General features: G+C 62.7%; 21 protein-coding genes. 8 read left to right on the top strand and 13 right to left on the bottom strand.

What is annotated here, in order from left to right; translation table 11 throughout:
* Together HMPREF1546_RS05730 and HMPREF1546_RS05725 are read left to right on the top strand one after the other, a co-directional pair.
* A partial coding sequence (locus tag HMPREF1546_RS05730; protein WP_021751765.1) for a flavin reductase occupies positions 1-666 on the top strand: 666 nt, incomplete at its 5' end.
* Positions 667-749: 83 nt separating this feature from the next.
* A complete protein-coding gene (locus tag HMPREF1546_RS05725) occupies positions 750-2,060 on the top strand; it encodes a hypothetical protein (RefSeq protein ID WP_021748236.1) in 1,311 nt (436 codons plus the stop codon).
* A 49-nt stretch (positions 2,061-2,109) separates the two neighbouring features.
* On the opposite strand, the gene HMPREF1546_RS05720 is transcribed toward HMPREF1546_RS05725, so the two are convergent.
* The 9 genes from HMPREF1546_RS05720 to serC form a co-directional block, all read right to left on the bottom strand.
* Positions 2,110-3,681: a hypothetical protein gene (locus tag HMPREF1546_RS05720; RefSeq protein ID WP_021748235.1), complete on the bottom strand. Its 1,572-nt coding sequence runs from the start codon at positions 3,679-3,681 to the stop codon at positions 2,110-2,112.
* Entirely contained in the window at positions 3,678-4,238 is a 561-nt protein-coding gene (locus HMPREF1546_RS05715) for an RNA polymerase sigma factor (RefSeq protein ID WP_021748234.1), read from the bottom strand. The genes HMPREF1546_RS05720 and HMPREF1546_RS05715 overlap by 4 nt, the downstream gene beginning before the upstream one ends.
* A gap of 1 nt (position 4,239) precedes the next feature.
* Positions 4,240-4,662, bottom strand: coding sequence for a hypothetical protein (locus HMPREF1546_RS05710; protein WP_025544277.1), 423 nt, complete (start codon positions 4,660-4,662; stop codon positions 4,240-4,242).
* A 153-nt stretch (positions 4,663-4,815) separates the two neighbouring features.
* Entirely contained in the window at positions 4,816-6,315 is a 1,500-nt protein-coding gene (locus HMPREF1546_RS05705; RefSeq protein ID WP_021748232.1) for a glycine betaine ABC transporter substrate-binding protein, read from the bottom strand.
* Positions 6,312-6,956, bottom strand: coding sequence for an ABC transporter permease (locus HMPREF1546_RS05700; protein ID WP_021748231.1), 645 nt, complete (start codon positions 6,954-6,956; stop codon positions 6,312-6,314). Before HMPREF1546_RS05700 ends, HMPREF1546_RS05705 begins: the two co-directional genes overlap by 4 nt.
* Positions 6,953-8,062, bottom strand: a complete 1,110-nt coding sequence (locus HMPREF1546_RS05695; RefSeq protein WP_021748230.1) for an ABC transporter ATP-binding protein — start codon at positions 8,060-8,062, stop codon at positions 6,953-6,955. The genes HMPREF1546_RS05700 and HMPREF1546_RS05695 overlap by 4 nt, the downstream gene beginning before the upstream one ends.
* Positions 8,063-8,072: 10 nt before the next feature.
* Entirely contained in the window at positions 8,073-8,702 is a 630-nt protein-coding gene (locus HMPREF1546_RS05690) for a TrkA C-terminal domain-containing protein (RefSeq protein WP_021748229.1), read from the bottom strand.
* 191 nt (positions 8,703-8,893) lie between these two features.
* On the bottom strand, positions 8,894-9,805 hold the full coding sequence (locus HMPREF1546_RS05685; RefSeq protein WP_021748228.1) for an NAD(P)-dependent oxidoreductase: 912 nt from the start codon (positions 9,803-9,805) through the stop codon (positions 8,894-8,896).
* Between the two features lie 560 nt (positions 9,806-10,365).
* Complete coding sequence (gene serC / locus HMPREF1546_RS05680) at positions 10,366-11,454, bottom strand: 3-phosphoserine/phosphohydroxythreonine transaminase (RefSeq protein WP_036629710.1); 1,089 nt, start codon at positions 11,452-11,454, stop codon at positions 10,366-10,368.
* Between the two features lie 304 nt (positions 11,455-11,758).
* Between serC and vanT the strand changes: the two genes are divergently transcribed.
* From vanT to HMPREF1546_RS05655, 5 genes are all read left to right on the top strand, one after another.
* Complete coding sequence (vanT, locus tag HMPREF1546_RS05675; protein WP_021748225.1) at positions 11,759-12,895, top strand: serine racemase VanT catalytic subunit; 1,137 nt, start codon at positions 11,759-11,761, stop codon at positions 12,893-12,895.
* Positions 12,896-12,995: 100 nt separating this feature from the next.
* Complete coding sequence (locus tag HMPREF1546_RS05670; protein ID WP_021748224.1) at positions 12,996-13,772, top strand: alpha/beta hydrolase; 777 nt, start codon at positions 12,996-12,998, stop codon at positions 13,770-13,772.
* 69 nt (positions 13,773-13,841) lie between these two features.
* On the top strand, positions 13,842-15,275 hold the full coding sequence (gene nhaC / locus HMPREF1546_RS05665; RefSeq protein WP_021748223.1) for a Na+/H+ antiporter NhaC: 1,434 nt from the start codon (positions 13,842-13,844) through the stop codon (positions 15,273-15,275).
* Positions 15,276-15,478: 203 nt separating this feature from the next.
* Entirely contained in the window at positions 15,479-16,747 is a 1,269-nt protein-coding gene (locus HMPREF1546_RS05660) for a chloride channel protein (RefSeq protein ID WP_051319955.1), read from the top strand.
* Positions 16,748-16,870: 123 nt separating this feature from the next.
* The gene (locus HMPREF1546_RS05655) at positions 16,871-17,050 is read left to right on the top strand and encodes a DUF6774 domain-containing protein (protein ID WP_021748221.1); all 180 of its coding nucleotides are present in this window, start codon (positions 16,871-16,873) and stop codon (positions 17,048-17,050) included.
* Between the two features lie 4 nt (positions 17,051-17,054).
* Here HMPREF1546_RS05655 and HMPREF1546_RS05650 read toward each other — a convergent pair whose 3' ends face one another.
* Positions 17,055-18,050, bottom strand: coding sequence for a D-isomer specific 2-hydroxyacid dehydrogenase family protein (locus HMPREF1546_RS05650; RefSeq protein ID WP_021748220.1), 996 nt, complete (start codon positions 18,048-18,050; stop codon positions 17,055-17,057).
* Between the two features lie 24 nt (positions 18,051-18,074).
* Positions 18,075-20,300 (bottom strand): polysaccharide pyruvyl transferase CsaB, encoded by a 2,226-nt coding sequence (gene csaB, locus HMPREF1546_RS05645; protein WP_021748219.1) that lies wholly within the window; start codon positions 20,298-20,300, stop codon positions 18,075-18,077.
* 133 nt (positions 20,301-20,433) lie between these two features.
* Between csaB and HMPREF1546_RS05640 the strand changes: the two genes are divergently transcribed.
* Complete coding sequence (locus tag HMPREF1546_RS05640) at positions 20,434-20,937, top strand: DUF4330 domain-containing protein (RefSeq protein WP_036629708.1); 504 nt, start codon at positions 20,434-20,436, stop codon at positions 20,935-20,937.
* A gap of 147 nt (positions 20,938-21,084) precedes the next feature.
* Here the strand turns inward: HMPREF1546_RS05640 and HMPREF1546_RS19875 are convergent, their stop codons facing one another.
* Positions 21,085-21,327 (bottom strand): NAD(P)-dependent oxidoreductase, encoded by a 243-nt coding sequence (locus tag HMPREF1546_RS19875; RefSeq protein ID WP_367646052.1) that lies wholly within the window; start codon positions 21,325-21,327, stop codon positions 21,085-21,087.
* A gap of 269 nt (positions 21,328-21,596) precedes the next feature.
* On the bottom strand, positions 21,597-22,366 hold a 770-nt coding region (locus HMPREF1546_RS05635; protein WP_021751762.1), incomplete at its 5' end, for an amidohydrolase family protein.

Here is a 22,366-nt window from a genome sequence, read left to right as displayed (position 1 = left end):
TGCATCCAAACCGTAAATCTATTATACGAGGAAATCAATATGGACAACAAGGCATATCAGAAGATGGACTACGCCCTTTGTCTGCTCTCTGCGGCAGCGGACGGCAAGCGCCACGGCTGCATCGTCAACTCCTTCCACCAGGTGACCTCTTCCTTCCCGCCCAAGTTCACCGTGGCGGTGAACAAGGACCACGAGACCTGCAAGGCCATTCAGGCGGCGGGGAGCTTCTCCGTTACCCTGTTGGGTGCGGACGCGCCGGGGGAGATCATCGACCTGTTCGGCTACAAGTCCGGCCGGGTGACGGACAAGTTCGCCGGCCGGGCGGCGGAGACCGACAGCAACGGCAATCCATACCTGAAGGAGCACATGGTCTCCCGCATCGCATGCAAGGTGGTGGACCAGATGGAGATCGGCAGCTTCCTCCTTTTCGTGGGCCAGGCCACAGAGGCGGAGGTGTTGGGAGACGGGAGGGTGCTGACCCTCCAGGCCTATACGGACCGGGGCAAGGCCACGCCGCCCACTGCCACCGTGTACCGCACGGTAGAGATCAACGGCTACCGCTGCACTGTCTGCGGTTATGTCTATGAGGGAGAATCCCTGCCGCCGGATTTCCGCTGCCCCTTGTGTCACGCCCCGGCGGAGAAATTTGTGAAGATCGAGAAATAAAGGACAAGCCCCGCGCCGGGACGGTGCGGGGCTTGCTTTTTGGATAGGCTGTATGGTACAGTGGGAAAAAGGAGGCGGCGGATATGAAAATACTTGCCTGCGGGCTTCTTTCGGCCATGCTGCTGGCCGGTACAGCGGCGGCGCTGGAGTCAATCAGCCAGCCCATTGCCACCAGCGGATACACTTACTATGCCATCCGAGCGGACGGCGCCCTGCTGGCCTGGGGAGACAGCTTCCACGGCGCGGTGGGCCCCACGGACCAGGACCCGCTGCCCTGGGAGGAGGCCAATGTCCTGCTGGAGAATGCCCGGTATGTGGACGCGGGGTTTATCACGGCCGCCGCCATTGACGAGGATGGGACCCTCTGGGGCTGGGGCGGCCACGCGGGCCGGACCTTCGGCGAGGAGGAGCCGTACCGGCTGCTGGAGGACGTGGTGTCCGTGTCAGTCGGGGAGACGGAATGTTCTGCCCTGTGCGCTGACGGGACGGTGTGGACCTGGGGCGCCCGGTCCGGAGTGTCCCTGGAGGAACATCAGGATGATCCCTACTATCCGCCTACCCAGGTACTGGACCAGGTGGTTCAGCTGTTTGGGGATTTGGCGGTGAAGGAGGATGGGACGCTGGTGCGGGTCTGGTTTGACGGGGATACCTGTACCGCGGCACCTTTGATGGAACATGTGGCCGCTGTGGGCAGTCTGTACTGCGGAATTCAGGACCCTGCCATGCTGGTCCAGGGGCAGGATGGCAGTCTCTGGCGTGTGCCCTGGGAGAATAATCTGTCGGATACAGTCCAGTGGCAGTCCCTGGGCCAGCCGGAAAAACTGCTGGAGGATGTGGTGCAGTTCACCAGATGTACCGCTGTGACGGCGGACGGAACTCTCTGGGCCTGGGGCAGCGACCGCCCGGCCATGCTGCGGGACGGTCTGGTGGACCCGGAGGACCCCTATGACACGGAGGCCTGTGACGGCATTGTGCGGATCACGAACGGTGTGGTTTGTGCCATCCCCTGCAGCGACCGGACCCTGGTGGTGTTGGCGGACGGTTCCCTGTGGCAGTTCCCCAGCGCCGGGTTTCTCCCGGAGTGGGAGACGTCGCCGGACCGGAGCCCCGCTGCGCCGGAAAAGCTGCTGGACCAGGTCCGGATGCCCTCCCCGTCCCCGGCCTGGGCGGCAGATGCCCCGGCGCCTGCTGTGTTGGAATCGGCCTCCCTTGAAGCTTGGGAGGCACGGCAGGCCGATGCGGCTGATGCGGAGATGGGACCAGATTCGCTGCCCGTTCAGGAAGAGTCCCCTGCTGAACGCACAGGGGGTCAGGAGATCCTGGAGCTGGGAGTCCTCGCGGCCTCCCTCCCGGGGCTGGTTCTGGCGGCCTGGATACGGGGCCGGAAGAAGTGAACGATGCCAAAGACGCGCCTGTGGAACTTCCATAGGCGCGTCTTTGTGATTATCCCTCCAGAGGACGGATTTCCAGATAGTAGTGAGGCTCCGCCAGATCCAGCGATACCTGGGTAACACCATTTTCCAGATCAAAGCCCAGGTTCTGCCGGACGATCTCAATGGTATCCGTGTTCACCAGGGCGGCGGTCTGGTCGGTGAGCTCCAGCGTGGATCCCAGGGCCGTCACCAGATCATAGCCCTGGAGGCCCACGTTCTCCGAACCAGAGCAGCCGTAGTCATAGCTGGGTGCCTTCCAAAAAGCAGCCGCCACAGTAACACTACCGCCTGCCGGGACGGTGACGGGGAAGGACAGGTACAGCACCCGCTCCTGGGACAGGGCTTCCATCAGGATCTCATCCAGTCGGCCGTCGCTGTACCGGTCCTTGGGGGTGCCGGAGAAGAGGCCGTACTGCTCCAGCAGCTGCCACACCAATCCCTGGTACTGCGCCTGAGAGAGATACCGGAAGGGGCTTTCCTGCCCGCGGCCCAGGCTGAACTGCTCAAATTCCGCCTGATAAGCCCGGCACAGCAGGTCCAGCACATCGGCCAAGGTGGTCTCCCGGCGGGTGACGGTGCAGGACACCCCATCGATCTCCTGGTCACAGCCGCCGTCGGCGTACCCCTGGAGGACATAATCGCCAATGTCATCACCCAGGACGATCAGGATTTTTGTTTCCGTCTCTCTCCGGACACCATCGGGAACGAAGTAGCTGTACTGACACCAGCCCCGGTCCGCATCCCGACTCATGCCGTTGAAGCCGTAGGAGAGGACTGTGGTGGCCTCTGGGTCGGTAGTGAAGGTCACCGCCTGGGTAGCGGCGTTGTATTCCTCATGGGGCGCGGCGAAATCCGTGAACTGATATACAGTCACCGGGACCTCCGGGACAGCAGTTTCCTCCATCGCCCGGGACAGGTATTCTCCGTCTGCCAGAAGTGCCTGATAATCGGCCCATTCGTCCGGCGGGGCCAGGTTCCAGGTGGAGCCGTCCGGCTCCCCGGCGTCCTGAAAGCCTCCGGCGTAGCCGCCGGAGAGCACAGAGAAACCGGTCCCCCCGCTATCCACGGTGACAGCGGCGTTCAGCTCGGGAAAGTCCAGCCAGCTGGTGGAGACGGGGTAGAGGGCGTTGACCGTCACACTGCCGTCAGCAGGATTGGTCAGCGTGTAGCTGTCTGTCACCTGGGCCCCCCACTGTCGGGGGGATCCATCCTCATAGGAGCCGGGGGCAAAATCCCAGGTGACGGTCCGCCCTGCGGTCAGGCGGGTGTTCGTTTCCGCCGTGGTCAGCGGAAAGACCGGCCCGGCGTAGGACAGGAAGGTAGTGCCCGGGCTGTGGCCGTCACCGCCGGATTCTCCACCGGCCAGCGCGGCATCTCCGGGGCTGCCGGTGCCCGCTCCCAGATTCGATTGCCACAGTCCCCACGCCCCGGCGCAGATCACCGCGAGACATGCGGCCGCGGCCAAAAGCCGAACCCATAAGGGCCGCCGCTGTACAGCGGCGGGGGAGGAGGCGGACACCGCCTCCTCTATGAGGCTTTCGTCCACCAGACCCAGGATTTGAAACAACCGCTCCGCTTTCACAAAAACACCTCCTCCTGTTCCAGATAGGTCCGCAGGGCCTTCCGGGTGCGGAAGAGAGAGGACTTGACCTTCCCCTCTCCGCAGTTCATTCCGGCGGCAATATCCGCCACACTCTGCCCGTACCAGTACCGCCGCAGGAAGATGATGCGGCTCTCCGGACTCTGCCGCCGCAGAAACGCGCTGATGAGCGACGCGATTTCCCGGTCCTCCATCGTCTTCTCAGTTCCGTGGGGCTCCGGCACACAGTCATCCAGCTCCCCCAACAGCACCTCCATGCCGTCCCCGCCCCGTTTGGCGGTGCGGCTCTGCTTCCAGCGGTCCAGAGAGAGGTTGCGGACGATGCGCCCCAGCCAGGCCCGGAAGGCGGAGGGGCGGGCCGGAGGAATGGCGTTCCAGGTGCGCAGATACGTGTCGTTGACGCACTCCTCCGCGTCGCTGTGACTGCGGAGGATGTTCCAGGCAATCCCCGCCAGGAAGCCGCCGTATTTGCCGTGGGTCTCGTCAATAGCCCGCTGATCCCGCTGCCAGTACAGGTCGATGATCTCCGCGTCCTCCATGTTATCCTCCTCTCTCCCGCAGCAGCTCGTTGGCAAAGCGGTTCAGCGCCTCGCAGGGCGCATAGGCGGTGCGCCAGCCGGTGCCGTCGATAATCAGAAACGGGTTGTAGGCCGTGACGTTCGCAGCTGTGCCGTCAGCCATGGTCACCGTGAACAGGACGGTCTGTCCGGCATACTCCGAATAGGACTGGTCCGGCCGCGTGATGCGGACATCTGCCAGCAGATCCGCCAGGGTCTCGATCTCCCCGGCATCCAGCTCCAGTGTCACATCCGGGGGGCCCACCAGGACGGTGGCTGCGGCGATGTCCGCCGCCTCCAGACCCCGGAAGGGCCTCCGGCCCCAGAACAGCAGTCCTGCCGCCAGCGTCAGCAGAATGGTCAGCACGGCTCCGCCCATCAATAAGTACCGCTTTTGCAGATTCATGGGATCCTCCTCCTGTCTCCAGCCCGCGGCCGGAGGTTCTCTCACCAACATAGACGAGAAAACGTGATGTCGGTTGCAAAGAAGTGGAAATTTTCCAAAGGAAACCGCTCTGGAGCGCGGACGCTCCAGAGCGGTTTTGAAAGAGAGCGGGGATCAGGCCTCCAGCAGCCCCAGGCTCACCAGGAACTCCCGGGCCACCTCATCCACAGTGCGGCCCTCCACGTCCACCTGGTAGGTCAGCTCCGCCATCTGCTCGGTGGGGATCTTGCCCGCCAGTTGGTTCAGAATGTCCGCCACCTCCGGGTACTTCTCCAGCAGATCGTCCCGCACCAGAAAGACGCCGTTGTAGTCGGGGAAGAAGCTCTGGTCGTCCTCCAGGACCTTCAGCCCGACCTTTTTGTTCAGGCCGTCGGTGGAGTAGACCACCGCCACATCGAAGCTGCCGTTTTCAATGGCGGAGTACTTCAGGCCCATATCCACAGAGACCGCGTCCTGGAAATTCAGACCGTAGAACTTCACAAAGGGGTCATACTTCATGCTGCCCTCCAGGGTGAAGAACTCCTGCTCCGCGCCGAAGGTCAGCTGGTCCGCAATGGGGATGAGGTCGCTGATGGTCTCCAGGCCGTACTCGTCCGCCAGGGCCTGGGGCACGCCGATGGCGTAGGTGTTTTCAAAGCCCAGCTGCTCCAGCTGGGTGAGGCCGTAGCTGTCCAGCTCTCCCTGGACGTAGTCGTAGATCGTCATGCCCTCCGGAACGTCCACCGTGTCCTGGCCCAGGAAGGTGGTGAGGATCGTGCCGTCGTAGGAGATCATCAGGTCGCAGGTGTGGCTGTCATCCTTCAGGGAGTTCCAGTTGTTCACCTGGGACATCTGATCCTGAATGGTGACGGTCAGGTCCGTCTGGTCCTCCACCAGCATCTTTACCATGTGGTGCATCAGCTGGGTTTCGGAGTAGTCGCCGTCATAGAGAAGAATGTCGCCGGTGCCGCCGCGGCCATAGGGCAGCAGCAGGATGAACGCCAGTACGATGGCCGCCACCGGGATCCACATTTTCTTGGAGCCGCCCCGGCTCTTGCGCATCTGCCCCTCGAACCAGCTCATAATGAGGTCCAGCACCACGGCGATGACCATAAGGACACCGGTGGCCGCCAGAATCAGGGACATATCGGAGATCCGGATGGCCTGGGTGATGACGCCGCCCAGACCGCCGCCGCCCACGAAAGCTGCGAATACCGCAGTGCCGATGGCGTTTACCACCGCGATGCGGATGCCGGTGAACACCGTGGGGAAGGCCAGGGGGAACTCCACCATCAGCACCCGGTAGGGCTTGCTCATGCCCATGCCCCGGGCGGCTTCCTTCACACCCGGGTCCACCTCCTGGAGTCCCAAGCAGGTGTTCCGCACGATGGGCAGCAGGGAGTACAGCGTGATGCCGGTGATGACCGTCAGCTTGCCGGGGTCCAGCACCACCATGATGATGCCCAGAAGGGCCAGGGAGGGAATGGTCTGCAGCAGGTCCACAATCCGCAGGATGACGGGCCGGGCGGTCTTGGAGACGTATGCCCAGATGCCCAAGGGCAGTCCCACGGCGATGGACAGCAGGCTGGCCGCCAGAACGATGAAGAGATGTTGAAAAATCAGGTCCCAGCTCATTTGCCCGCCTCCTTTCGCAGGCCGCGGGGCGTGACCCTTTTCTGCAGCAGGTCAATGACCAGTCCGAAGAGAACGGCCAGTATGGCCGCCGGGATGGCCCCCAGGAGAATCAGCGTGTTGTTGTTGGAGCTGGTGCCCCGGTACACAAAGTCGCCCAGGCCGCCCAGGCCGATCATGGAGGCCAGCACCGCCCAGGAGACGGTGTAGATGGCGGCCATCCGCAGCCCCGAGATGATGACCGGCATGGCCAGGGGCAGCTCCACCCGCACCAGCGTCTGGAAGGAGGACATGCCGCAGCCCTTGGCGGCCTCGATGTATTTCGGCTCTACCTCCAGAATGCCGGTGTAGGTGTTTTTCAGCACTGGGAACATGGCGTACACACTGAGGGCCACGATCACCGTGGGATAGATATTCCCCCACCAGATGAACAGCACGCCGATGAACACCAGGCCGGGAATGGTCTGGAAGATGGAGAGAATGGGGATGATGATGCCCGACAGCCACCGCGGGATTCGGGAGAGGAGGATGCCGAACACCAGTCCCGCCGCAAAGCCGATGACCACGGAGATCAGCACATATATCGTGTGCAGTCCGATGGCCCGCAGCAGGTCGGCGCCGTAGTCCTGGATCAGCGTCATCATTTGGAATCACCCCACAGATTCTCCGCCACGCTGCGGGCCACGCTGGTCTTGGTGACGATACCGGCGATGGTGTCATCCGCATTCAGCACCACCACGTAGTTGGCACCGGAGTCCAGCAGGTAGTCGAAGCTCTCCTTGGCCTCGTCCCCCACCCGGACGGTCCGGGCAGTCTGGCGGATCAGAGGCTCGATGCTGGTGAGTTCCCGGCCCCAGTGGCGGATGTCGCCGATGGAGATGGTGCCTAAGTACCGGTTCTGCTCGTCTGTGACCAGCAGGGTGTCCACGCTGCCTCGGGCCATGCGCTCGGCGCACTCCAGCACGCCGCGGTCCTTCCGGACGCTGAACACATTGGTGCGCATGAAGCTCTCTACTTTGGAGGGGGCGGTGTCCGGCGTGTGCTTGCCCATAAAGGTGCGGACCAGATCGTTGGCGGGGTGCTCCAGCATCTCCTCGGGGGAGGCCATCTGGACGATTTCTCCGGCGGCCATGAAGATGATGATGTCCGCCAGCTTCAGCGCCTCGCTCATGTCGTGGCTGACGAAGACGATGGTCTTGTTCAGCTTCTGCTGCAGGTTCTTCACCTCGTCCTGCAGGGACTCGCGAGTCAAGGGATCGAGAGCGGAGAAGGGCTCATCCATCAGCACGATGGGGGGAGAAGCCGCCAGGGCCCGCAGCACGCCGATGCGCTGCTGCTGGCCGCCGGAGAGCTCAGAAGGATACTTGTTGGCAGACTGCTCCATGTGGACCAGCTGCAGCATCTCCTGGACGATCTCATCGCACCGGGCCTTGTCGTACTTCAGCAGCTTGGGGACCACGCAGATGTTTTGGGCCACGGTCATGTTGGGGAACAGGCCGATCTGCTGGATCACATAGCCGATATGCCGCCGCAGTTCCACCTTGTCCTGGGAGTGGATATCCTGCCCGTCGATGCGGATGGTGCCGGAATCGGGCTCCAGCAGGCGGTTGATCATCTTCATGGTGGTGGTCTTGCCGCAGCCGGAAGGGCCGATCAGGACCACGAACTGTCCGTCTGGAATGGTGAAATTCAGGTCCTTGAGGACCGGGGTCTTGCCATAGCTCTTGGAGACGTGTTCAAACTGGATCATATCGCTGCCTTCACTCCTTTGTCGTTACTAGCCGGTGGGCGGCCTCTGCGGCGCTGGGGCTTCCCACCAGGATGATGACGTCGCCGCTGTACAGTTCGGCATAGGGACCGGGGGAGAGGATCACCGTCTGGCCCCGCCGGATGGCCACGATGGTGCCGCCGGTGGACTGCCAGAATTTCAGCTCCCCGATGCTCTTGCCGATGAGAGGAGAGTCCTTGGGGACAGGGACCTCATAGTTGGGGAGGGGCTGACCGGCCGCAGCAAATGTGTCCTGCCCTTTTACCAGGGCCGACACGGTGTCCGCCATGCGCCGGTTCACCTCGGCGGACTCCGCCAGCAGCGCCTTCAACTGGAGGCGCAGGGAATGGATGTCCGCATCCTCGGAGAAGTTTTCGATGTACCGGCGGGCGCTGTCGGCGGAGAGGACTACGGCCCCGCTCTGGGGCTTCACATCCACCACCTTCATGTCCGCCAGCAGCCGCAGGGCCTTGCGGATCGTCTCCGGGGATACCCCGTACTCCGACGCCAGCACCGACCGACCGTAAATCCGGCTGCCCTCCGTCAACTCACCCTGGGCGATGCGGGTAGCCAGATCCAAAGCGATCTGCAGATACTGGGACGGGACAACTGCCTGCCTCAAGCCATCACCTTCTGTTCTGCGATTGTATGGCCCCTATTATACACTGCCAACTTTGAAAAGTAAATAGGGATGGCAGTTAAAAAATTATAAAAATATAGGAACAATTTACGGAAAAAGAAAAAATCGGAAAGACGGCACAGAAAAACGCCCCTCCCGTGAAAACGGGAGGGGCGTTTGACCGGGAATACTGATCAGCCGAAGTTCTCTACAATGTCCACCAATTCCGCGCCGATGCGTTTCTGGGCTTCCTTGGTGCCTGCGCCGATGTGGGGCGTGCAGGAGACAGCCGGGTGGGAGGCCAGGGCCCAGTTGGGATCCTTCTCGCTCAGCCACACGTCCAGACCGGCGGCCTTGACCTTGCCGGAGTTCAGAGCGTCCAGCAGGGCGGCCTCGTTCACGTTGGCACCCCGGGAGACGTTGATGATCACCACGCCATCCTTCATCTTCGCAAGGGACTCCGCATCCACCAGGGGCTTGTCGCCACTGGGGGCACAGAGGACGACGATGTCGGACTGGGAGAGCAGCTCGTCCATAGTGACAAAGTGCATGGTCTCGCACTCGCAGCCCTCCGGCTTGTTGCGGTGGACCACGGACAGCACATTCATGCCCAGGGCTTGACCCTTGGCGCCCACCAGCTGGCCGATCCGGCCATAGCCGATGACGCCCATAGTCTTGCCGGAGAGCTCAAAGCCCTTGGAGTAGGCTTTCTTCTCCCACTTGTTCTCCCGCATGGTGTGGCCCGCGATGGAGATGTTCCGGGCACAGGAGAACAGCAGGGCCAGAGCCAGCTCCGCCACCGCGTTGGAGGAGGCGCGGGGCGTGTTCTTCACCTGGATGCCGTGTTCCTCTGCGTATTTGACTGCGATGTTGTCTACACCGACGCCGGCCCGGATGATGAGCTTCAGGCGGCTGCCTGCGGCGGCGTCGATCTGCGGCTCCTTGATCTTGGTGGCGCTGCGGATGATAACCACGTCGAAGTCCCGCAGGGCTGCGCCCAGCTGATCGGGCTCATAGAACTGCTCGATGACTTCATATCCATCCTTGCGCAGCTGTTCCATTGCGCCAGCATCCATCCCATCGGTAACCAAAACTCTTAATGCCATATATAATACCCCTTTTCATACATTTCCGGCACACCCCAGGGGTGCCAATGTCGGAAACCCCAAACGCCCATTGGGGGACAGGCGCCTCCGTGAGAGTGGAGTTCAGAGATAGGAGCTGCGCGTACGGCAGTCTGCCTGACGCTCCGGACTCCATCGCAGGAAGGGGGAAGGCGAAGCCTCTCTGGCTTCACCGGAGTGAAGATGTGGAGCGTGAAGAGTGGAGATACGCCTGGCGTGTTCCACTCGCTCTCCCACCCGCACAAAAGGAAGGGGGCTGGTAGAAATCGTGGGGGCTACACCGTTACGGCATTGCGATTCCCGGCCCTTTTGGGCCGCCAATCGCGCCGCGGTCTCGAAATCGGCTCGCTTTCGAGACCGCTGGCGGCGCTTCGCCGGTTTCCCCAGTTCTTTTGCCGGAGGCAAAAGAAGAATTTTTAATCCTTTTCCGCAGGGCGTGTACCTGCCCAAAATTCCCCGACTCAGCCGCCTTGGGCGGCGTTCACCAGTCTGCAGACTGACGGGGGGCCTCCATGGGGGAGCAGGTCCCCCATGGAAAGCCGTTACGCGTGCTCTGCCTCGTACTTCTTCAGGAACTCCACCAGGGCCTCCACGCCCTCCTTGGGCATGGCATTATAGATGGACGCCCGCAGGCCGCCCACGCTCTTGTGGCCCTTCAGGTTGTCGAAGCCGGCGGCCTTGGAGGCGGCCACCACATCGGCATCCTGCTCCTTGCTGGGGGTGACGAAGGGCACGTTCATCAGGGAACGGTCCTCCTTGCGGACAGCACCGGTGAAGAACTTGCTCTGGTCCAGGAAATCGTACAGCACCGCGGCCTTTTCCTCGTTGCGCTTGTTCATGGCCTCCAGTCCGCCGTTTGCCAACAGGTACTTGAAGACCTTGCCGCAGCAGTAGATGGCCCAGCAGTTGGGAGTGTTGTACAGGGAGTCATTGTCCGCATGGGTCTTGTAACTCATGTAAGTGGGCACGAACTGGGGCAGGTCCTCCCGCAACAGGTCCTCCCGGATGATGACCACCGCCATGCCGGCGGGACCCACATTCTTCTGTACGCCCGCCCAGATCAGGCCGTACTTGGTGACATCGCAGGGACGGGAGAGGAACATGGAGGACTGATCCGACACAAGGATCTTGCCCTTGGTGTTGGGCAGATGGAAATAGGTGGTGCCGTTGATGGTCTCGTTCTCGCAGATATAGACGTAATCTGCGTTGTCGGGGATGTCCAGATCGGAGCAGTCGGGGATGTAGGAGAAGTTCTTGTCCGCGGAGGAGGCGACGATCTTCACCTCACCGTACTTCTGGGCCTCCTTGATGGCCTTCTTTGACCAGTTGCCGGTCTCCACATAGCAGGCCACGCCGTTCTTCATCAGATTCATGGGCACCATGGCGAACTGCACGGTGCCGCCGCCCTGAACGAACAGAACCTTGTAGTTGTCGGGAATGCCCATCAGCTGACGCAGGTCCGCCTCGGCCTCGTCACGGATCTGCTGAAAGACCTTGGAGCGGTGGCTCATCTCCATGACGCACATGCCGCTGCCCCGGTAATTCATCATCTCGGCGGCGATCTCCTCCAAGACCTCCTCCGGCATCATGGCGGGTCCGGCGGAGAAATTATAGGTACGTCCGTATTTCATACTCATTTCCTCCAAACTTTTTTGTTCTGGGGTTTCGCATCGGCGCGCAGACATCTGTCTGTTTCCTCTTCCAGTATAGCACAGAATTGGAAAGAATCAACCGGAAAAGCGGGATGAGTCCGCCTGTGAGAGAGGACGGCGGACAGCCCGTAAAAAGTTTTAGGGGCACAAAAAAACTTGCAGAAAACTTGCTTTTTTGGCAGACTTCGGGTATTCTGAAAAAAATTGCCATTGGTATGACCTCTTGACGGGATCAAGAATTTTGGGAAGGGAGCGCCGCCGCACTGCGGCGGCAGGGAGATAGATGAATCGGACTTGGATTGAATTGGACAGGGAGGCCCTGGCCCACAACATCCGGCGCTACCAGAGCCTTCTGCCAGCGGGCTGCCGGATCATGGGCGTGGTGAAGGCGGACGCTTACGGACACGGGGCGCGGGCGGTGGCCGCCCAGCTGTGGGAGCTGGGCATCCGCCACTTTGCCACTGCCACGCTGGACGAGGCGGTCCAGCTGCGGGAGGCCGGCATCCAGGGGGAGATCCTGATCCTGGGATACAGCGCCCCTGCGTATTTCCACCTGCTGGCAGAGCACGGGCTGACCCAGACCGCCACCTGCCCGGACCACGCCGCCCAGCTGGAGACCTACTGCCGGGAGAACGGCGTGCGCCTCAAGGTACATATCGCAGTGGACACGGGTATGCACCGCATCGGATTCCTGCCGGAGGACCTGGACGCCATCCGGCGGGTGTATGAGAACGGCGTCCTGCAGGTCACCGGCATCTACTCCCACCTCTGCGTGGCGGACACGGACGAGGAGGAACATGTGGACTTTTCCCGCCGGCAGGCGGAGACCTTCAAAAGCGTGGTGGAGTCCCTCCAGGCTCGGGGCGTGGAGCTGGGGACGGTTCACCTTCTGAGCAGCTATGCGGCGGTGAACTACCCGGAGTACGCCTATGACTACGCCCGCCTGGGCATTTTGATGTTTGGCGTCAAGAGCAGCCCGGCGGACTACCTGCGGGAGGACCTGCAGCCCATGCCGGTCATGACCCTGAAGGCCCGGATCACCTCTGTGCGGGAGATCGGACCCGGGGAGACGGTGAGCTACGGCCGGATCTTCCGGGCGGAGCGGCCCACCAAGGTGGCCTCCGTCTCCATCGGCTACGCCGACGGCATCCCCCGCTGCCTCAGCGGCGGAAAGCTGCGGGCCATCGTCCGGGGACAGTACGCCCAGGGCATCGGCCGGATCTGTATGGACCAGCTGATGCTGGACGTCACCGGCATTGAAGATGTCCGGGTGGGGGACGAGGCGGTGTTCATCGGTCGCCAGGGGGACTGTGTCATCTACGCAGAGGAGCTGGCGGAGAACGCCGGCACCATTACCAACGAGCTGTTCAGCCGCCTGGGCGCCCGGGTGGAGGGGCGCTGCTTCCGGCAGGAGGCCTGAGTGAGATGTGAGGCCGCGGAGCGGCTTTGCATAGATCAGAAACCAAGCGGGGGCCGGGCCGGCCAGCGGAACGGTGCCTGCGGAGAAAGGAGGAAGAGAGATGGAACGGTATGTGGAGTGCGAGAGCCGCGGCTTGACCCTACGGGGGATGCTGCATGTGCCGGACCAGCGGCCGGGGAAAGTACCCTTTGTGATCCTGTTCCACGGCTTCTGCGACGACCGGAACGAGATCAACTTCGTCCACACGGAGCTCTCCCGCAGGCTGTGTGAGCGGGGGATCGCCAGTGTCCGGTTCGACTTTGCCGGCAGCGGCGACAGCGACGGGCGGTTCGAGGACATGACTGTCTCCAGTGAGGTGGAAGACGGCCTTGCCATCTTGGACTATGTCAAGAGTCTGGACTTTGTGGACCAGAGCCGGATCGCGATCCACGGCCTGAGCATGGGGGGATGTGTGGCCTCCATGGTGGCGGGCCTGCGGGATGCGGACGTGTGCGCCCTGAGCCTGTGGTGCCCGGCGCCGGACGTGGTCTACAACATGAAGCACAAGATGCTCTGCGGCGTGGATGTGTCTGACATCGAGGAGAAGGGCTACGCAGACTACGAGGGCCTGCGGGTGGGCCTGGGCTTCTATCAGGATGCCTTGGAGCTGGATCCTTACGCCGTGGCGGCCAAATTCACCAAGCGCGTGAATCTGGTACACGGGGATGAGGACGTGACGGCCTCCATCCACTGTTCGGAGCGGTACAAGGAGATCTATGGAGACCGGGCGGAATTCCTGGTGGTCCATGGCGCGGAGCACCGATTCAAATCCTGTGCGTTTCGGGCCGCCCGGATGGACTCGGCTCTGGCATTCCTGACCCGGGAGCTGCTGGGCTGAACGGAGGACTCCTACGGCGCCGCGGGCGCGGTCCCGCGCCGCCGTACAATCTAGAAGGGAGAAACGAGAATGGATAAGACAAAGACAGTCAAGACGCGGAAGACCCCAACTCCGGCTTTCGCCGTGATCTCCTTCCTGGTGATCGTGGCCGTGCTGGTGGCGCTCATCAACCTGGGCGTGGACACCACTATGTCCGTGTTCATCGCGGCCCTGATCGCCGTGGTAATCGCGCTCCTGCTGGATATCCCTTGGGCGGATGTGGAAAGGACGCTGCTGCGAGTGGTGTCCGACTGCATCCCGACATTTTTGATCGTCATCATGGTGGGCATGCTGGTGGGCATCTGGATGGCCGGCGGCACGGTCCCGGCCCTGATGTACTACGGCATGAAACTGATCTCCCCGAAAATCCTGGTGCCCCTGGCCTTCGTCCTCAGCGGGCTGACGGCGGAGTTCACCGGAACCTCCTTCGGCAGCGTGGCGACCATGGGCATTGCCCTGGTGGGCGTGGCCTCCACTACTTCCATCCCGGTACCGCTGGTCATTGCTGCGGTGGTCTGCGGTGCCTGGTTCGGCGACAAGATGTCCCCTCTGTCCGACACCACGAACCTGGCCTCCGGTGTCAGCAGGGTTCCCCTGTATGACCACATCGGGTCCATGATGTACACCACCATTCCCGCTGCACTGGTGGCGCTGGTGCTGTTTACCGCCGCCGGCCTGATGCATAGCGGCGGCGAGATGGATACGACTCGCGCCAACCTGATCTGCGACACCCTGGCGGAGCACTTCAACCTCAATCCCATCCTGATCCTGCCCGCCATCCTGGTGCTGCTGGTGTCGGTGTTCAAGCTGCCGGCCCTGCTGGGTATGGGCCTCACTGTGGTGGTCAGCATCGTGTTCGCCATGGTATTTCAGGGAGTGAACTTTGTGGAGCTGATGAACTATGCGGCCAACGGCTTCACACTGTCTACCGGCGTGGACATTGTGGACCCGATGCTCAACCGCGGCGGCATTACCAGCATGACCGGTCTGCTGATCACCTTCATGGTAGCCAGCGTCATGGGCGGCATCATCACCGCCACCGGCATCCTGGACGTGCTGGCCAAGGACGTGCTGCTGAAGTTCATCAAGAGCCGCGGCGTCCTGGTGACCGTCACTCTGATCTACTGCTACATCGTCAACTTCCTCACGGCCGGCGGCCAGACCGTGGCCATCATCGTCACCGAGCAGACCTTCGAGGACGCCTTCGACCGCATGGGCATCCACCGCAGGGTCCTCTCCCGGACGCTGGAGGATGCGGGGACCCTGAGTGCACCCATCGTCCCCTGGGGCGTTGCCACGCTGTATGTGATGGAGGTACTGGGCTGCGGCACGGAGTATATCCCGTATTGCTGGTTCATCTTCATTGTACCCATCTTCTCCATCCTCTGTGCCTTCTCCGGCTTTGGTATATGGGACAAGGACGGCAACAAGATGTGGGGCAGGAAAAAGGCTGCTGCAAAGTGATTGAGTCTGCCTGACAATACGGGCCGGCCCGATTTTCGGGCCGGCCCTTTTCGCGCGGCGCACCATGCCTGTTGCAAAGAACGGCCGCCTGCCGTATAATATTTCCATTGCAAGCACGGCCCGCCCTTCGGCGGCGGGGAAGGGAAGTGAACGGATTGGAAAAGGAGCATGGCCACACCCACGTGGGCCTTTACGTCCAGGCCATGGCCAAGTGGCTGGCGGTGGCGCTGGTCACCGGCGTCTGCTGCGGCGTGGTGGGCTCCCTGTTCCACATCGGTGTGGAGCGGGCCACAGAGCTGCGGGAGCAACATCCCTGGCTGTTGTGGTGTCTGCCGGCGGCGGGACTGGTGATCGTGGCCTTCTACAAGCTGACAAAGACGGAGGGCCAGGGCACCAACGACATCATCGACGCGGTACACCACGGAAAGCCCCTGTCCATCTGGCTGCTGCCCGCCATCTTCCTGGGGACAATTCTCACCCACCTGTGCGGCGGCAGCGCCGGACGGGAGGGCGCGGCTCTCCAGATGGGCGGCACCATCGGCCGCCATGCGGGGAACCTTTTCAATCTGGATGACCGGGACCTGCGCACCGCCACCATGGCAGGCATGGCGGCGTTTTTCTCCGCCTTGTTCGGCACACCCCTTACCGCCACGGTGTTCGCCATCGTGGTCATCAGCATCGGCGTGGTGTACCACGTGGCGTTCATTCCATGTCTGACCGCCTCCCTGGTGGCCTACTGGATTTCTGTGGAGTTGGGGGTGGCGCCCACCCGCTTTTCTGTGGCGGCGCCGGAGCTGGAGAAGCTGATGCTGCTGCGGGTGGCGGTGCTGGGCGTAGGCTGCGCCCTGGTGTCCGTTCTGCTGTGCCGGACCCTGCACTTCGCGGAGCATCAGATGAAGAAGCGCCTGCCCAATGCCTGGCTCCGCGTCCTTGTCGGTGGCGGTGCGGTCATTGCCCTGACATACCTCTGCGGGACCCGGGATTACAACGGCGCGGGCATGGATCTCATTACCGCCGCCGTGGAGCAGGGCACTGCCCGGCCGGAGGCGTTTCTGCTGAAGATTCTGTTCACCGCGGTGACGCTCTCCGCAGGGTTCAAGGGCGGTGAGGTGGTGCCCTCCTTCTTCGTGGGGGCCACCTTCGGCTGTGTGGCGGGGCCGCTGCTGGGGATTCCGGCTGGCTTCGCCGCGGCGCTGGGGCTGGCCGCTGTGTTCTGCGGGGCCACCAACTGCCCGCTGGCCTCCATCTTCCTGTCCGTGGAGCTGTTCGGGGATGGTGGGCTGCTGTATTTTGCCCTGATCTGCGGCATCAGCTACATGCTCTCCGGCTACAATGGGCTGTACTCCAGCCAGACCATCGTCTACTCCAAGCTGAAGGCCCAGTATATCAATGTCCGCACCAACGCCTATCACGCCGGTGAGCCGGTGCCCCCCTTCCAGCAGGGAGGCGGGGAAGAGACGGAGAGGGATTGAGCACGTGCATTTTGGAAAAAGGGACGGCCGCTCACAGGGCGGCCGTCCCTTTCTAAAATGTGTTCACACCGGCGGAGCAGGATGAATGGCTCCGCTCAGGCATAGAATGAGAGCGGTGATGCGATGATGGAACTTTCCTGTGATCCGCTGGCCCTGACCACCGCTGTCAACACCCTGGCGGTCTCTCTGGCTGCCCGGCTGAACGACGAGGACCTGGAGCTGACAGCGGCGCTGCTGGTTCAGCTGGGAGAGACGCTGGAGACGATCTCCGTCCAGCGCCGCCGGACCCGCGGCGGGAGGTAGCGGCTTACTGTACCGGGCCTGTCAGCTCAGTGGGACAGGACTCGCCTGCGGCCATCTGACAGATGCCGCCGATGCCGCAGTCCACCATGCTGGACACGGCGGCATCGGTGTAAAAGGCCATGTGCTGGGTCATGATGACATTGCGGAACTGGTGGAGATAGAACCAGTTCCGATTGGGCAGAATGTCGACCCGGTGGTCGGCGTGGATGATGCCCTCGTCCCCCTCCACGGTGTCCATACCCAGGGCGCCGATTTTTCCCGTCTCGATCCCCTCAATCAGGGCCTCGATATCCGCCAGCTCGCCGCGGGAACAGTTGACGATTACCACGCCGTCCCGCATTTTGGCGATGGATTCCCGGTTGATGATGTGGCGGTTGGAGTCCAGCAGAGGCATGTGGAGGGTGATGACATCCGACTGGGCCAGAAGGGTGTCGAAGTCCACATAGGTGACCTGGGGTTCCACTGCCGGATTGCGCCGCAGGTCATAGGCCAGAATCCGGCAGCCGAAGCCGGAGAGATTTCGGGCAACCTGGGCGCCGATCCGGCCGGTGCCGATGATGCCGATGGTCAGATCCTTCATCTCGCGGCCCTGGAGGCCGGTGAGAGAGAAGTCGTTGACCTGCCCCCGCCACAGAGCCTGCTTGTAATGCCGCAGGCACATGAGGATCATCATGACGGTGAAGTCGGCCACGCCGTTGGGGGCATAGCTGGCGCTGCACACCCGCAGGCCGATGGATCGGGCGTGGTCCAGGTCAATGTGGTCATATCCGATGGTGCGGGTGGAGAGATACCGGATGCCGAGGGCGTGATAGGCATCCAGCAGGGCCGCGTCGATGCACCCCTGGCCCAGGATGGACACGCCGATGCAGCCGGCGGCCAGAGAGGCGTTCTCCAGTGTGGGCACCGCGTCTGTGACAGACAGCTCCACTCCGTGGAGCGCCGCCTGCTTCTCCAGGTCCGCCCGTTCGTCCGGGCGGGCCTCATAGACCATAATTTTCATAGATTCCTCCAACAGGTGGCCCCGTCAACCCTTCAGCAGGCGGCGGGCCACCTCCACATTCTTCTGCTCCATGGCCTGCAGGTTCCGCACGGCGGCGGCCTGGGCCTCCGGGTGGGCCGCCTGGGCCACGCACTGGTCGATCATGGCGCAGAGATTCTGCCCGGTCAGCTCTGCCAGATCCACGAACTGCTCCTGTCCGATATACCGCAGGAAGGCGGAGACCTTGGGGTCGTAGACAACACCCGCCAGGGGGATCCCCTGCCCGGCGGCGAAGATCAGCGCGTGGAGCCGCATGGACACCACTGCCTGCATCCGGCTGAGGGCGCCGATGATGGTCCCGGCGCCGCCGGCATCGTCCAGGAAATAGTGGGGGATCGTCAGCCCGCGGGCGGCCAGCTGGCCCGCACCGGGGTCCAGATGCTTTTCCACCGCCACGAACACCGGCGTCAGGCCATAGGTGCGGTAGGCGTATTCCGCCGCCGCGCCGAAGAGGGGGGCCTTCTCTTCAAACCCCTTCCACCGCCGCAGGGCAAAGCAGAGGTAATTGCCGTGGGGCGGGATACCGGCGCGCAGCAGCACGCTGTCGGTCTCGTCGTCCGGGGCCTTTTGCAGGATCAGCGCTGGGTCTGCAGTCAACAGGACCTCCGGCTCCGTCACCCCCATGGCCCGCAGTTCTTCCAAAGAGTCCGGCTCCCGCAGGGTGATGACATCCACATATTTGTTAATGATCTTCGCGGCCAGACTCCGGTGGCTCTCCCGGGTGACAGGGCCGATGCCGCAGCCGTACATCTGCACCCGGTTGCCGGCCCGCTTTGCCGCCCGGATATTGGCCAGATAGAACCACAGGGAGCGGCGGGAGGTCACGTCCTGGATCAGGCTGCCGCCGCCGTTGATGTACAGGCGGCTGTTCCACATGGCGGTGTGCCAGGCCAGGAAGTTGGAACGGTGCACCGCCCGCACCCGGTAGGTGAGCCGGGTGCTCCTGGGATCCTTGCTGAGCACGGTGATGGGCATGTCCGGGTCGATGGAGCGCATCTCCTGGAGGATGGCCTCCAGAATGGCGTCATCACCTGCGTTGCCCCGGCCGTAGGCGCCGCAGATCACCACGCCGTCCCGGGCGGAGGAGCGCCGCCGGTGGCGGCGGAGGATGGAGGCGTATATCTGCAGCTGGGTGGACACGGTCTTCTGAATAGAGAACTGGGTGGACGCCTTTTCATAGAGCTTTTCCCCCAAGCGGCGGCGCAATTCATCGTCATTGCCCAGGGCGGCCAGATCGTTGCCCAGGGCTTGCCAGTCGCCGGGCTGGAAGAGATAGCCGTTCACGTCCTGGTCGATGAGATAGGGGATGCCTCCCACGGCGGTGGAGACGGTAGCCAGATGGAACCGGGCCCCCTCCGTCAGGGCATAAGGGAAGGTCTCGGACAGGCTGGTGAGGGCGTTGATGTCCAGGGCGCTGTAAAACCGGTCCATGCCGCCGGAGATCCATCCGGCGAAGCACACCTGCCGCTCTACGCCCAGCTCTGCCGCCAAGGCGGTGAGCTTGTCCTTCTCCGGCCCGTCGCCGGCGATCAGCAGCCGCAGTCGGGGGCACTTGGCGTGGCCCGCGGCGAAGCCCCGCACCAGAGTGGCCATGTCCTTCACCGGATTCATCCGGGCGGCGATGCCTACCACCACAGAGTTCTCGTCCACATCTGCGCCCAGGCTCCTCAGGTACTCCAGCCGGTCCCCCTGGGTGGGCGGGGGCGTGAAGTCGATGCCGTTATAGATGGTGTAGAACCGGTCCGCCGGGAAGCCACGGGAGATCAGCAGGTCCACCATGGCGTCGGACACGCCGATCCGGTAATCCAGCCGCCGCAGGGCCAGGGCGTTGATGGTGCCGAAGGTCAGATGGCTGAGGGGGCGGCCCATGTAGTCCAGGCGGTAGTCGCTGTGGACGGTGGTCACCACCGGCAGTCCCGTGACCTTGCGGAGCATGGCGCCGATCATGTTGGCCCGGGAGCCATGGCAGTGGATGATCTCGTAGCCGCCCTCCCGGATATAGGCCGCCAGCTTCCGCCGGGTGCGGAAGACGTTGTTGCCCCCGCAGATCATGGTGGGAATACCCATCTGGCGGGCCTCCTCGGCAAAGGGGCCGTCCCGGAAGCACACCAGCTGGGCGGTGATGGTTTGATTCAGATGTTGCAGCAGGCTCAGCACATGGGTTTTTGCGCCGCCGGAGTCTCCGCCGCTGATGAGATGAATGACCTTCATGGAATGCCTTTCTTTCCGCTTTCCGCAAATAGGGGTTGTGAAATCGCGAGAAATATTATACAATACGAACCAGATATTGTCCAGACGACAAACGCCAAATACAGGCGCGTCCGCGCCTTTTACGGAGGAGACCATGGAACAGAAAGCAAAACGCGTTGGAAAGTTCAACATCATCGACATCATCGCCGTGATTTTGATCGTGGCGGTGGTGGCTTTTGGAGCCTGGAAGCTGCTGGGCAGCAGCGGCGGCACCGCCGCCGAGGACGGCGGCATGGTGAAGGTGACCTATGTGGTTAAGTGCGAGGGTGTGCCCACGGAGCTGTACGAGACCTGCCAGGCCCATCTGCCCTCTCCGCTGATGGCCTCCGGCGCTCTGGTGGGCGGCCAGATTGAGAGCGTGGAGATGGAGCCCTACTACGTGCTGGGCCCCGATGGGCAGTGGATCGAGGATCCGGAGCATGTGACGCTGCTCTTCACCGCCACCACGGAGACGCCTGCCGGCGAGGTCATGACCACCAAGGTGGGAGACCAGGAGGTCCGGATCGGCAAGACGGATTATATTTTGAAGAGTGAGTACATTGAGTTCTCCGGCGGCACCATCGTGGATGTCCAGTGGGAGGGACTGGCAGAAGAGTAACAGAAACGCATGAAAAGCAGAACAGGCGTCCGCCTCATTCCAAATGAGGCAGACGCCTGTTTTTCAGTTGAACGCACAGCTCTTTTACGTCTATGGGCTGTCCACCTGCAGAAGGGGCTTATCTCCACGCCTTCCAGGTGTCCCGGTTCAGCATGTTGGCGGGCATTTCTCCGCTCCGTGCCTGCCGGATGCTACTGGGAAAAAGGAATCCTGTTTTTCGTGCAGTTTCACGCCGCCAGGATCCCCTGCTGTGTACGGCGCGAGGATTACGTTGAGGAGCGCCCTCAGCCAGCTTGCTTGGGAAAATGGCTCTGCCTCAAAGACATCCGGGCAAGCGCCGGCGATCTGATGGTCGCTTAAAGCCTCGATCAGGACCTCTTCGTGAACGATCCCTCTTGGCCATGTTGACCAGAAAAGCAGACGGCTCTATCTTCGCCATACCCGGCCCCGGTTTGAATCATCCGCAGCTTCAGAGCCTTGTCCCCAAAAGAGGGAATCGGGATGTGTTCCGGGATGAGCGCATCCGCACTCTGCAAAAGGGTCCGGACAGATCCGATTCGGTGATAAAAACCTCCCGGTCAGCGGGAAGGAATGCCCTGATCTGTGTGTCTGTGGCCGCAGGGAAGCGCCCGATGATGACGAGATTCATGGACGAATGCTCACAGGGAGTTCTTGCCCCGGGCCATATACTTGCCCGCCGGCGCCTCCACCAGGACCTTTCCGTTTTCCACGGAGAGCTGCCCCCGCAGCCACACCTGCCGGATGCCGCCGGCGGTGACGAAGCCTTCATAGGGGTTGTAGTCCACATTGGCCACGCAGTCCTCCGCTCGGATCACATGGCTGGCGCCGGGGTCGTAGACCACGATGTCCGCGTCGCTGCCGGGCCGCAGCACGCCCTTCCGGGGATAGAGACCATACAGCCGGGCGGGATTCTCGCTGAGCACCCGGCACATCTGGGCGGCGCTGATCTTCCGCTTGGCCACGCCGTAGGAGTACAGCAGCTCGCCCCGGGTCTCCACGCCGGGCAGGCCGCCTGGGATTTTGGTGAAGTCCTCCCGGCCCATGTCCTTCTGGGCCAGGGTGAAGGAGCAGTGGTCTGTGGACACGGTCTGGATAGCGCCCCGCCGCAGGCCCTTCCACAGGTGCTCCTGCTCGGCCTTGTCCCGCAGGGGCGGCGCGCACACATACCGGGCAGCGGCGGAGTAGTCCTCGTTGAAATACACGCTCTCGTCCAGCAGCAGGTACTGGGGACAGGTCTCCACATACACGGTCTGGCCCCGCTTCCGGGCGTGGTCCACCTCCAGCAGGGCCTCCCGGTTGGTGAGGTGGACGATGACCACCGGCGCGTCCGCTGCCTGGGCGATCCGCAGCAGGCGGCTCACTGCCTCAGCCTCCAGATAGGGCGGTCGGGTGCGGGGGTGGGAGGCGG

The organism is Oscillibacter sp. KLE 1745, assembly GCF_000469445.2.
Lineage (GTDB): Bacteria > Bacillota > Clostridia > Oscillospirales > Oscillospiraceae > Oscillibacter > Oscillibacter welbionis.
The sequence above is the reverse complement of the archived record's forward strand: the minus strand, read 5'-3'. Positions and strand labels throughout refer to the sequence as shown.

Excerpts from the sequence above, each read along its gene's own strand:
- HMPREF1546_RS05725 (WP_021748236.1), top strand. The coding sequence starts at position 750 with ATGAAAATACTTGCCTGCGGGCTTCTTTCGGCCATGCTGCTGGCCGGT.
- HMPREF1546_RS05715 (WP_021748234.1), bottom strand. The coding sequence starts at position 4,238 with ATGGAGGACGCGGAGATCATCGACCTGTACTGGCAGCGGGATCAGCGG.
- HMPREF1546_RS05710 (WP_025544277.1), bottom strand. The coding sequence starts at position 4,662 with ATGAATCTGCAAAAGCGGTACTTATTGATGGGCGGAGCCGTGCTGACC.
- HMPREF1546_RS05705 (WP_021748232.1), bottom strand. The coding sequence starts at position 6,315 with ATGAGCTGGGACCTGATTTTTCAACATCTCTTCATCGTTCTGGCGGCC.
- HMPREF1546_RS05700 (WP_021748231.1), bottom strand. The coding sequence starts at position 6,956 with ATGATGACGCTGATCCAGGACTACGGCGCCGACCTGCTGCGGGCCATC.
- HMPREF1546_RS05695 (WP_021748230.1), bottom strand. The coding sequence starts at position 8,062 with ATGATCCAGTTTGAACACGTCTCCAAGAGCTATGGCAAGACCCCGGTC.
- HMPREF1546_RS05685 (WP_021748228.1), bottom strand. The coding sequence starts at position 9,805 with ATGGCATTAAGAGTTTTGGTTACCGATGGGATGGATGCTGGCGCAATG.
- serC (WP_036629710.1), bottom strand. The coding sequence starts at position 11,454 with ATGAAATACGGACGTACCTATAATTTCTCCGCCGGACCCGCCATGATG.
- vanT (WP_021748225.1), top strand. The coding sequence starts at position 11,759 with ATGAATCGGACTTGGATTGAATTGGACAGGGAGGCCCTGGCCCACAAC.
- HMPREF1546_RS05670 (WP_021748224.1), top strand. The coding sequence starts at position 12,996 with ATGGAACGGTATGTGGAGTGCGAGAGCCGCGGCTTGACCCTACGGGGG.
- nhaC (WP_021748223.1), top strand. The coding sequence starts at position 13,842 with ATGGATAAGACAAAGACAGTCAAGACGCGGAAGACCCCAACTCCGGCT.
- HMPREF1546_RS05660 (WP_051319955.1), top strand. The coding sequence starts at position 15,479 with ATGGCCAAGTGGCTGGCGGTGGCGCTGGTCACCGGCGTCTGCTGCGGC.
- HMPREF1546_RS05655 (WP_021748221.1), top strand. The coding sequence starts at position 16,871 with ATGATGGAACTTTCCTGTGATCCGCTGGCCCTGACCACCGCTGTCAAC.
- HMPREF1546_RS05650 (WP_021748220.1), bottom strand. The coding sequence starts at position 18,050 with ATGAAAATTATGGTCTATGAGGCCCGCCCGGACGAACGGGCGGACCTG.
- csaB (WP_021748219.1), bottom strand. The coding sequence starts at position 20,300 with ATGAAGGTCATTCATCTCATCAGCGGCGGAGACTCCGGCGGCGCAAAA.
- HMPREF1546_RS05640 (WP_036629708.1), top strand. The coding sequence starts at position 20,434 with ATGGAACAGAAAGCAAAACGCGTTGGAAAGTTCAACATCATCGACATC.